Annotated in this window: 8 protein-coding genes; 3 read left to right on the top strand and 5 right to left on the bottom strand. The window is 64.1% G+C overall.

From position 1 onward, the window contains the following. Positions 1 to 33: 33 nt before the first annotated feature. Complete coding sequence (locus ACFWCF_RS00550) at positions 34 to 618, bottom strand: TetR/AcrR family transcriptional regulator (protein ID WP_378555885.1); 585 nt, start codon at positions 616 to 618, stop codon at positions 34 to 36. 99 nt (positions 619 to 717) lie between these two features. Here ACFWCF_RS00550 and ACFWCF_RS00555 point away from each other — a divergent pair, with 99 nt between their 5' ends. Beyond that, on the top strand, positions 718 to 1,599 hold the full coding sequence (locus ACFWCF_RS00555; protein WP_378555886.1) for an alpha/beta fold hydrolase: 882 nt from the start codon (positions 718 to 720) through the stop codon (positions 1,597 to 1,599). A gap of 40 nt (positions 1,600 to 1,639) precedes the next feature. Here the strand turns inward: ACFWCF_RS00555 and ACFWCF_RS00560 are convergent, their stop codons facing one another. After that, a complete protein-coding gene (locus ACFWCF_RS00560; protein ID WP_378555888.1) occupies positions 1,640 to 2,929 on the bottom strand; it encodes an adenylosuccinate synthase in 1,290 nt (429 codons plus the stop codon). A 247-nt stretch (positions 2,930 to 3,176) separates the two neighbouring features. Here ACFWCF_RS00560 and ACFWCF_RS00565 point away from each other — a divergent pair, with 247 nt between their 5' ends. Then, positions 3,177 to 3,827: a hypothetical protein gene (locus ACFWCF_RS00565; RefSeq protein WP_378556643.1), complete on the top strand. Its 651-nt coding sequence runs from the start codon at positions 3,177 to 3,179 to the stop codon at positions 3,825 to 3,827. Between the two features lie 29 nt (positions 3,828 to 3,856). On the opposite strand, the gene ACFWCF_RS00570 is transcribed toward ACFWCF_RS00565, so the two are convergent. From ACFWCF_RS00570 to ACFWCF_RS00580, 3 genes are read right to left on the bottom strand one after another with little or no spacing between them, the layout of a single operon-like run. Further along, complete coding sequence (locus tag ACFWCF_RS00570) at positions 3,857 to 4,834, bottom strand: TauD/TfdA dioxygenase family protein (protein WP_378555889.1); 978 nt, start codon at positions 4,832 to 4,834, stop codon at positions 3,857 to 3,859. A gap of 26 nt (positions 4,835 to 4,860) precedes the next feature. After that, positions 4,861 to 7,098 (bottom strand): arylsulfatase, encoded by a 2,238-nt coding sequence (locus ACFWCF_RS00575; protein WP_378555891.1) that lies wholly within the window; start codon positions 7,096 to 7,098, stop codon positions 4,861 to 4,863. Continuing rightward, positions 7,095 to 7,838 (bottom strand): TetR/AcrR family transcriptional regulator, encoded by a 744-nt coding sequence (locus tag ACFWCF_RS00580; RefSeq protein WP_378555893.1) that lies wholly within the window; start codon positions 7,836 to 7,838, stop codon positions 7,095 to 7,097. Before ACFWCF_RS00580 ends, ACFWCF_RS00575 begins: the two co-directional genes overlap by 4 nt. Before the next feature lie 185 nt (positions 7,839 to 8,023). Here ACFWCF_RS00580 and ACFWCF_RS00585 point away from each other — a divergent pair, with 185 nt between their 5' ends. Continuing rightward, positions 8,024 to 9,616 carry an ABC transporter substrate-binding protein gene (locus ACFWCF_RS00585; RefSeq protein WP_378555895.1) on the top strand — a complete coding sequence of 531 codons (1,593 nt, stop codon included), beginning with the start codon at positions 8,024 to 8,026 and terminating at the stop codon, positions 9,614 to 9,616. The last annotated feature ends 100 nt before the right edge of the window (positions 9,617 to 9,716 follow it).

The following is a 9,716-nucleotide window of genomic DNA, read 5'->3' on the forward strand; positions in this document are numbered from 1 at the left end:
GCTGGACGTGAACTCACCAGGCCAGTGACGTGATTACCGGTCGACCGTGCGGTCCAGCAGATGATCGACGAGTTCGACCGCACGCTCGCCGGTGTAGACACCGGACAGCATGCCCTGGGCGAGGCCACCGACTGCGGCGAGGACGAGTTCGGCATCGAGATCGGTCGTGCCGTCCGGGTTCCCTGCTCGCCTCAGATGATGGGCAACGATCGTGACGAGCGCGCGCGGCGCCGCATGGGTCTCGTCTGCGGCGAGGCCCCGGCCGACGATCGCCGCCGTATTGAACGCCCCGAGCACGATCACCTCTTCTCGGCGCCGATCATCGAGCGGAAGCAGTTCGGCGAGCACCGTGCGGATCGCCTCACGCGGCGCCGCGTCACTCTGTTCCGCCAGTCGTTCACCGAACCTGGCTCCGGCGTCTTCCATCACGGATCTGTGAGTGGCCAGGAGGAATTCGTTCTTCGTTCCGAAGTAGTACTGGACGAGCCGCACGGAGATTCCCGCTTCCGCGGCGACCGACTGGAAGGTCACCGCCTCCAATCCGCCGGAGACGATGACGCGGCGCACGGCATCGGTGATTTCGCGGCGCCTCACTTCGTGGTCGACCTGACGTGGCACGAGAACTGCCGCCTTCCATTTCGGAGACCTTCCCAGCTTGTTGATATATGCGTACCATAACCGTGGTACGTGCATATCATAAAGAACAGGAGAAACAGCATGCCGAAGATCGGCCGGTTCAAGAGCGACGAGGCAAGAGAACACTTCATGCACGCCTACGACACCATGGCAGCGCAATGGCCGGTGTCCTCGACCGACATCGACGTCGAGACATCCTTCGGGACAACCTATGTGCGCCGATCAGGGAGCGGAACGGGAGTGCCGATTCTCTTGCTGCCGGGCATCTCCGGCAACGGACAGGTATGGAGTCCCTTCATCGAGGGTCTCTGCCGCGACCGCGTGGTCTACACACCGGACGTCATTGGGTGGGCGGGGCGCAGCACACAGACAGCACCTCTCCACGATGGCGCGGATATGGCCCGGTGGATGGTCGAATTACTCGACGGACTCGGGGAGGAGCGCATCCACCTCGCCGGAAATTCGATGGGTGCCTGGATCTCGATGAACACCGCGGTTCACCACTCCGACCGGCTGGCGAGTGTGACGCTGTTCGAACCGGGCGGCGCAACCTTCGCGCGGCCGCGCGCGAGCGTTCTATTGAAGTTCCTCGTCATGGGAATCCGGCCGACACCCGAGCGACTCCGGAAGTTCAACAAGTGGATGATGCCCGGATACGAGCACACCGACGAGGAATTCGCGATGATCGTGGCCGGACTGAAGTATCGGATGGGCGTGCCGTGGGAGCGCACGATCACCGACGACGAACTGGCCCGTGTCGCAGCACCACTCCTGGTCCTGTTCGGTGCCGAGACGATCACCAACGACCCCGAGATCCAAGCAGCGCGTGTCCGCACGCATATCCCGTCGGCAGAGATCGAGATCCAGCCGGGGATCGGGCACGATCTACTGTGGGCGAATCCCGAGCAGGTGATTCCCCGCTTTCTCGACTTCGTCGACACTCACGACCAGGCCCGGACCTGATCTGATCGAGTCAGGTCAGGTCAGGTCCGGGTAGGACGGGTCAGGAGAGGATGTCGCGCCGGACGATCGTTTCGTCGCGGCCCGGGCCGACGCCGATGCACGAGATGAACGCGCCGGACAGCTCCTCGAGACGCAGCACGTAGTCCTGCGCGTTCTTGGGGAGCTCCTCGAAGGTGCGCGCGTGGGAGATGTCCTCCCACCAGCCGGGCATCTCCTCGTAGATGGGCTTGGCGTGGTGGATGTCGGTCTGCGTCATCGGCATGTCGTCGACGCGCACACCGTCGACCTCGTAACCGACGCAGATCGGCACGGTGTCGAGACCGGAAAGTACGTCGAGCTTGGTGAGGAAGTAGTCGGTGATGCCATTGACGCGCGTGGCGTAACGGGCGATGACCGCGTCGAACCAGCCGGTGCGGCGGGCACGGCCGGTGGTGACGCCGACCTCACCGCCCTGCTTCGCCAGGTACTCACCGTGGTTGTCGAACAGTTCGGTCGGGAACGGGCCTGAACCGACACGCGTGGTGTAGGCCTTGAGGATGCCGAGCACCGTCGTGATCTTGGTGGGGCCGATGCCGGAACCCACTGAGGCGCCACCGGAGGTGGGGTTCGACGACGTCACGTACGGGTAGGTGCCGTGGTCGACGTCGAGCAGCGTGCCCTGCGAGCCCTCGAGCAGCACGGTATCGCCGCGTTCGAGTGCCTCGTTGAGCTGCAGACGGGTGTCGGCGATGCGGTGCTTGAATCCTTCGGCCTGACCGAGGACCTCATCGACCACCTGCTGCGGATCGAGAGCCTTACGGTTGTAGATCTTGACGAGCACCTGGTTCTTGAACTCGAGGGCCGCCTCGACCTTCTGGGTGAAGATCTTCTCGTCCAGGACATCAGCGACACGGACGCCGACACGCGCGATCTTGTCCTGGTAGCACGGCCCGATACCGCGGCCGGTGGTGCCGATCTTCTTTGCACCGAGGAAACGCTCGGTGACCTTATCGATGGCCACGTGATACGGCATGATCAGGTGCGCATCGGCCGAGAGCAGCAGACGTGAGGTGTCCACGTCGCGCTTCTCGAGGCCTGCGAGCTCTTCGAGCAGCACGCCCGGGTCGACGACGACACCGTTGCCGATGACGTTCGTGACACCCGGTGTGAGGATCCCCGACGGGATCAGGTGCAGCGCGAACTTGTCGCCGTTCGGCAGCACAACGGTGTGGCCCGCATTGTTGCCGCCCTGGTAGCGCACGACCCACTGCAGACGTCCGCCGAACAGATCGGTTGCTTTGCCTTTGCCCTCATCGCCCCACTGGGCTCCGATCAGGACGATTGCCGGCATTTCGCGCTCCTCAGGCAGGGTTCTTCGTGCGGGCGGTCTCGCCTGCAGGGTCCTGCCCGAATCCGGGCAGCAGCCGGGACCACAGTGTAGTCCACCTTCGACGAGCATCCGGGTTCGGTATCCGAATGGCCTGTCCGGCCTCGCCACGATCCGGGGTCCCCACGACCGGTACCGCTTCGGATTACAGTGGACGCCTGACCGACGGCCGCCCGATCGTGACCAGCGAGGAGATCAGTTGACCCCGGTAGTGCTCAGATGCGGCGATGTGCCACTCCCCTTGGCACTCACCTCCGTGACCGCGCTGTCGGCTCCTGCGGTTCCCGAGAAGGACGACTTCGAGGATGTGTTCGCACACACCGAGTCGGTGGACGACCCGCGACTGATTGTCGTGGGCGACGACGCTGCGTTCGCGGCGACGCTGACCCGGCTGATGCGCACCGACCGCCTGGCGGTCGAGCTCGCCTATGTCCCCGAGTCGCGTACACCCGCAACCGAGGCCTACGGATTGCGCACCGGCTCGAAGGCCGCCTCCATCGCGCTGCAGAGTGAGGCGAAGTCGATCCCGCTGATCCGCGACGACGCAGGCATGGCTCTCGTCGGGCGCGCGCTCGTCCGCGGCGAGGAGAACTCCCTCGTGGGAGAGGCGTATGTCGACGACACTCGCTTGTTCTCCGGCACTGTGCCGGGAATTCGGATCGAGCCGACGCCGCAAATGCCGGGTCTGCGGGCAGCGGTAGATCGCGCACGGTGGTTCGGCGGGTACAAATGGCTCACGGGTCGAGCAGTGCAGCTCGGTTCCCCGGCCGCGTTCCTCACTCGCGACGGCGTCCCGAATCCACGCGCGCTCAAGCGGTCCACGTTCTACCGCCACGAGACGAAGTGGAAGCTGGTGCGCTGAGCATGGCCGAGCGCTATACGAATCCGGCGCTATACGAATCCAGGTAGTCGCAGAGCATTGTCGACCACGGAATAGCTCGAAGCATCGCCCGCGCGGATTCGACTGGCAGTGCCGTGCACGTCCACCGGCACGTCCCCCGCGAGGGTTGTACGCCGCAACTCCCGGGGATGGTCACCGTAGTCGGCGACACCGTAGTGCTGGGTATTGCGGTTGTCCCAGATGGCGACGTCTCCGTCAGCCCAGGTCCACCGCACTGTGTTCTCGAGCTTCGTGACGCGATTCTGCAGAAGCTGGTAGAGCACGCTGCTCTCGGCGGCCTTCAGACCCACGAACTCGCGCACGAAATGTCCCAGGAGCAGGCTTCGTTCGCCCGTCTCGGGGTGCACACGAACCACCGGGTGCTCGGTCTCGAACGTCAGCGTCGCGAACCCACTGCGGAAGTCTCGCTTCGACTTCGAGTAGTTTCCGCTCAGTTGCTCGGGGGCAAGTGCCGCGGCGTAGTCGAATCGATTGGAATGGACCGCCCGAAGATTCTCGACGAGCACACGCAGCGGGTCCGGCAGTTGCTCGTAGGCGGCCGTCGTCGATGCCCACGTCGTGGCGCCTCCGTAGGGCGGCACTTTCACCGATCGTAGAATTGACGCCTTCGGGATCCTGTCGACGAAGGTGACGTCGGTGTGCCAACCGCTCGCGGCTCCTTCGAGGACCAGTATTCTGTTGTCGTCCGAGTTCAGGGACGGGTGGGCTGTGGTGGGAATACCGATACGCGCACCGAACTCGTATTGGATCTCGTCCGTCAGGTGGTGCTGGCTACGAAAGAAGATCACCTTGTTCACTGCGAGGGCGTACCTGATTGCCAGGGACGTCTCGTCCGAGATATCGCCGGACATTCTGACACCGTCGATGACAGCCCCGAGGTGGTGTCCGACCTTACGTACCGTGATCCCTCCGTTCGCGTAGATCTCGGAGGCGGAGTCGACGGTTGCTCCAATGGATGTGTCGGTCATGGTGCGATCCCCTTATCATCGGATTGTCAATCGATCTGCATTGCGATTCGGATGACGTCCTTCTCGACCACAGGCCTGCCCGGGGCGGCCTCGACGGTCACCCGGTGGAGTACGCCGTTCCACGCGAAGGGAGGTTCGTACTCCCTGCACACGGGCAGCCCCTTGTCGTAACCGAGGGTCAACGACGCACCGCCGTGCTGCCAGGCGTGAGGCAACTCGTGGTTGCTGTCGGTGACTGCGACGACGACGTCGTCGATGATCGCTTCCACTTTCAGCGACCCGTCCGAACCGAGCCGGAATGCGCATCCGACGGTGTGCCGCCCTGCGGTGAGTCGCCTATCTGCTACCACCCGGATCTCGCCGCCCGGTGTCGCGGCGACGACGGTCAGAATGCCCTGTTCGACGAACCCGGCGAACCCCCCGGTCCAGTCGCCGAGCGCGAACAGAACCCCCTCTGGGTCCCGTGCGGGTACGTCCACTTCGGCGACGACACGACCGCCACCCGAGATCCGCGGCAGTGCGTCGTCGGAGACGGGACCTCCCTCGGGGTACAAGGTGAGGATCGACGGGAGGGGGTAGTGCTGCCGCGGCCTGATTCCCGCTGCCCGGCCGCGCAGACTGTCGGCGAGCGGAGTCACTTTGTTGCGGCCGGCCTCGATGAACCACTGACGTTCGAGGGCGCGGACGACGTCCGGGTGTTCGCCGGACACATCATGTGCCTCCGAGAAGTCCTCTTCGAGGCGGAACAACGACCAGGTGTCGGTATCGAAGTCCCGGCTGCCCTCCATCAGTAACTCCTCATCGAGAACCCCCGTGGAGACGTGGTCGGTCGTCGCCTTCCATCCGTCGGCGAAAATCGACCGGGATCCGAGCATCTCGAAGTACTGAGTGGATCGGGGCGAGGGCGCTGCAGCATCGCCGAACGCCGGGCGCAGGCTCGCTCCGTCTACCGCGAGCTGACCGACGCCACCGACCGTCTCCGGCATCGTCACTCCGCATGCGTCGAGGACTGTGGGAAGGATGTCGATCGCGTGCGCGAACTGATCGCGGATCCCACCGGTATCGCGGATTCCACTTGGCCAGTGCACGATCATGGGGACACGGGTGCCACCGAGCCAGGTGTATCGCTTCCACAACCGGAACGGCGTGTTGCCTGCCCACGCCCACCCCCACGCGTAGTGCGGATACCCGTCGATTCCACCCCAATCATCGAGGAGCGCCGCGCTTTCCGAGACGTCGTCGCGGATGTGATGGGTGAAGCGGTGTTCGTTGTAAGTACCGCCCACCCCGCCTTCGGCGCTCGCACCGTTGTCCGACATCACGAAGATGAGCGTGTTGTCGAGGACATCGAGCTTCTCGAGGCTGTCGACCACCCTTCCGATCTGCGCGTCGGTATGGGTGAGGAATCCGGCGTAGACCTCGTGCATCCGCGCATAGACCCGGCGTTCCTCGTCGGTCAGGGAATCCCAGTCGGGCACCCACGACGGCCGCTCGGTCAGCGTCGTTCCCTCCGGAACGACCCCGGCCGCGAGCTGCCGCTCGAACACGGCCTCGCGCCACCTCTCCCATCCTCCGTCGAACTTTCCTGCGTAGGCATCCGCCCATGATCGTTCGACGTGGTGCGGCGCATGCATGGCCCCGGTCGCGAAGTACAGGAAGAAGGGCTTGCCGGGCGCCGACTCCTGCTGGTTGACGACCATCCGAATCGCTTCGTCGGCAAGGTCTTCGGTCAAGTGGTACCCGTCGCGTGGTCCGCGCGGCGGATCTACATAGGTGTTGTCGCGCACCAGCTCCGGCGCCCAATGATTGGAGTCGCCGCGAAGGAAACCGTAGTACTTCTCGAAACCCATCCCCAGCGGCCACCGGTCGAACGGTCCCGCACTGGTGCGTTCTCCCGGTGGGGTCAGGTGCCATTTGCCCACCGCCATGGTGCTCCATCCGGCGTCGCGCAGAATCCTCGGCAATGCAGCCGCGGTCGGGGGGATGCTCGCGGTGTACCCGGGTTCGGTGGTGGGGATGTCGGAGAGGAAGCCCATTCCCACCGCGTGATGATTCCGGCCCGTGAGCAGTGCCGCTCGCGTGGGGGAGCACAGTGCCGTCACATGAAAACGATTGAATCGCAATCCATCCGAAGCGAGTCGGTCGATGTTGGGGGTCGCGATATCGGACCCGTAGCAACCTATCTGCCCGAATCCGAGGTCGTCGAGAAGGATGACGACGACGTTGGGGGCCCCTTCGGGCGCGCGCTTCGGGGGTGTACTCATGAGGTTTCCATTCGGGTTTCGTGCGCACGCAGAGCACTGGCCGTCGCCTCCGACAGGGGCGTGGCAAGTCCTTGCGCGGCTGTATCCAACAAGTCTGTGACGAAAACGTCGAACGGCAGATCCGGGGTCTCGCCGTTCGCCAGTTGCTGCTCGAAACTCGCCAGAGCGAGCAGGCATTGCGCGAGAACCACGTGTATCCGACGGTTCCGGACAGCCTCGGGCACGTAGGAGATCTGCGCTCTGATCATCTCGGCCGCACGGATCGCGATCGGGCTGATCGGCCGTTCACCACCCCCGAACCACAGGGGAATCTCGTTGAACCGGTAGAGGAATACACGTGCGAGGAAACCGACGTACCGGCTTTCCGGGGCGGTAACCTCGTCGGCCAAGGGAAGGAGCAGGACGTCGAGCCATCTCCTCACCGAGGGCTCTCCCCCACTGGACGAGACGGTGTCGAACAATTCGGCGCGCACTGCATCGACGCGCTGGAGGCGATGCGCGAACACCGCGTCGAGCAGTCCTTCTTTACTCCCGAAGTGATACTGCACCGCATAATTATTGGTCTGACCGGCAGCAGCGGCTATCTGCCGTGACGACACTCCCTCCGGGCCGTTCTCGGCCACCAGCTTCTCTGCCGCAGAAATCAGAAGCAATCGGGTCTTCGATCCGTCGACAGGCCGAAGGGTATTCGAATCCTGCATGCTCTTCGAGTCTTTCGCCACACCGGTCTCCGGTTTCATTCGATCGATTGTCGCAAGATATCCCCGAGTTTCGGTTAAGTCAACTGTTCGAATCAAGAAATCCACGAATCGGGGAAAATTTCAGGGATTCAGGTTCGAACGGTTGACTTAACCAGTGGTCGACGCCTATTTTCGGATCGATCCGACGCGCCCGGCACCCGCCGGCCGCCCTCTGCGCTTGCCCATTGAGCAAGCCGCCCGAGAGGTTGATGATGATCAGACCCCATCCCGCAACATCCGTGCTCGTCACAGCCATCTCGGTGTTGGTTCTGGCTGCCTGTGGCTCGAGCCCCAGCGAATCACCCACCTCGGTCACGACCGGAGACCCGGCGACCGGGGGGCGATTGAGCGCGCTGCAGATCGGCGAGCCCAGAACGCTCGATCCCGCCGGGCTCTCCAATACCTGGGTACACCAACCGTTGCTGGGCAACGCCCTCTACGGAACCCTGATGATCAACGATCCCGGCACCAACGAGATCGAATACACCATGGCGACGGGGTTCGACAGCACCGACGGCGGTACCACGTACGAACTCACGCTTCGCCCAGGGCTCATGTTCACCGATGACACGCCGCTCGACGCCGCTGCAGTCCAGTTCAACTGGGAACGGCTCCGCGACCCGGCACTCGGGTCCACTGCCATCCGCCAGGTTTCCCAGGTTGCAGCCACCGAGGTGGTGGACGAGACCACGCTGAAGGTCGTTCTGCACGACCCGAATCCCAGCTTCCCGCAGGGGATGCTCGCCACATCCATGAACTGGATCGCCTCACCGACCGCGCTCGGGAACGGACGAGCAGCATTCGACGACGCACCTGTCGGTGCCGGACCGTTCGAACTCACGCGATGGATGCGGCAGGGCGCAATCGAACTCGAACGCAACCCCGACTATTGGGATGCTCCGAAACCCTACCTCGACGCGATCACGATCCGTTCGGTCACGGACACGACCCAGCGGGTGAACGCGATCACCACCGGCGACGCCGACCTGTCCACCGAAACGAATCCGTCGAGCGTCGGCAGAGCTCAGGATGCAGGAGCGCAGGTTGCCACCGTGCCCGCCGGCGGAGGGCAGTACCTGGGAATGAACTTCCGTCGCGCGCCGTTCGACGACGAACGTGCGCGCCGTGCGGTAGCGCTGGCCGTGGACCGCGACATGATCAATTCCATCGTGTTCAATGGTGACGGCGACGTGCCGCAAACCCTGTTCCAGGAAAACTCACCGTTCTATTCGGATATCGCGCTACCGCAGCAGGACCGGACGGCCGCCCAGAGCTTGTTCGACGAGCTTGCAGCCGACGGGAAGCCCGTCGAGTTCACCTTCACCACTTACACCGGTCTCGACAACCAAGCCACCGCGGAAGCCCTGCAAGCACAGCTCAATGCCTACGACAATGTCGAGGTCGACATCGAGGTGGTGGACTTCGCCACGGGAGCTGCGCGGGCCGGTGCACACGACTTCGACATGATGGTCTCGTCCGCGATCACCCAGGACCCGGATTACGCGCTCTGGACGGCATTCCACTCCGAGTCGACCGGCAACTTCATGGGGGTCTCCGACCCCCGCCTCGACGATGCACTGGACGCCGGCAGAACAGCGGAGACCATCGACGAACGCAAGCAGGCCTACGACGTCGTCCAGACGCGAATTGCCGAACTCGACCCGGGCGTCTGGTATGTCCGATCGTCACCGTCCGTGATGATGGGCGAGAAGGTTCACGGTCTGCGTCTCTACACGCTGGGCTCCCCGCTGCCCGAGGAGTTGTGGATCGAGAACTGAGCCCGACCGAAACGACGTGTGGGGTGGGCCGGGGGGGGCGGGGCCCCCCCACCCCCCGGGGGCGGGCCCCGGCCCGGGGAGCCCCGGTTGTAGGCCGGGT

The organism is Rhodococcus sp. NPDC060090, assembly GCF_042729855.1.
Classification (GTDB): domain Bacteria; phylum Actinomycetota; class Actinomycetes; order Mycobacteriales; family Mycobacteriaceae; genus Rhodococcus.

Coding starts and splice junctions, on each gene's coding strand:
- ACFWCF_RS00555 (WP_378555886.1), top strand. CDS start 718: ATGCCGAAGATCGGCCGGTTCAAGAGCGACGAGGCAAGAGAACACTTC.
- ACFWCF_RS00570 (WP_378555889.1), bottom strand. CDS start 4,834: ATGACCGACACATCCATTGGAGCAACCGTCGACTCCGCCTCCGAGATC.
- ACFWCF_RS00575 (WP_378555891.1), bottom strand. CDS start 7,098: ATGAGTACACCCCCGAAGCGCGCGCCCGAAGGGGCCCCCAACGTCGTC.
- ACFWCF_RS00560 (WP_378555888.1), bottom strand. CDS start 2,929: ATGCCGGCAATCGTCCTGATCGGAGCCCAGTGGGGCGATGAGGGCAAA.
- ACFWCF_RS00580 (WP_378555893.1), bottom strand. CDS start 7,838: ATGAAACCGGAGACCGGTGTGGCGAAAGACTCGAAGAGCATGCAGGAT.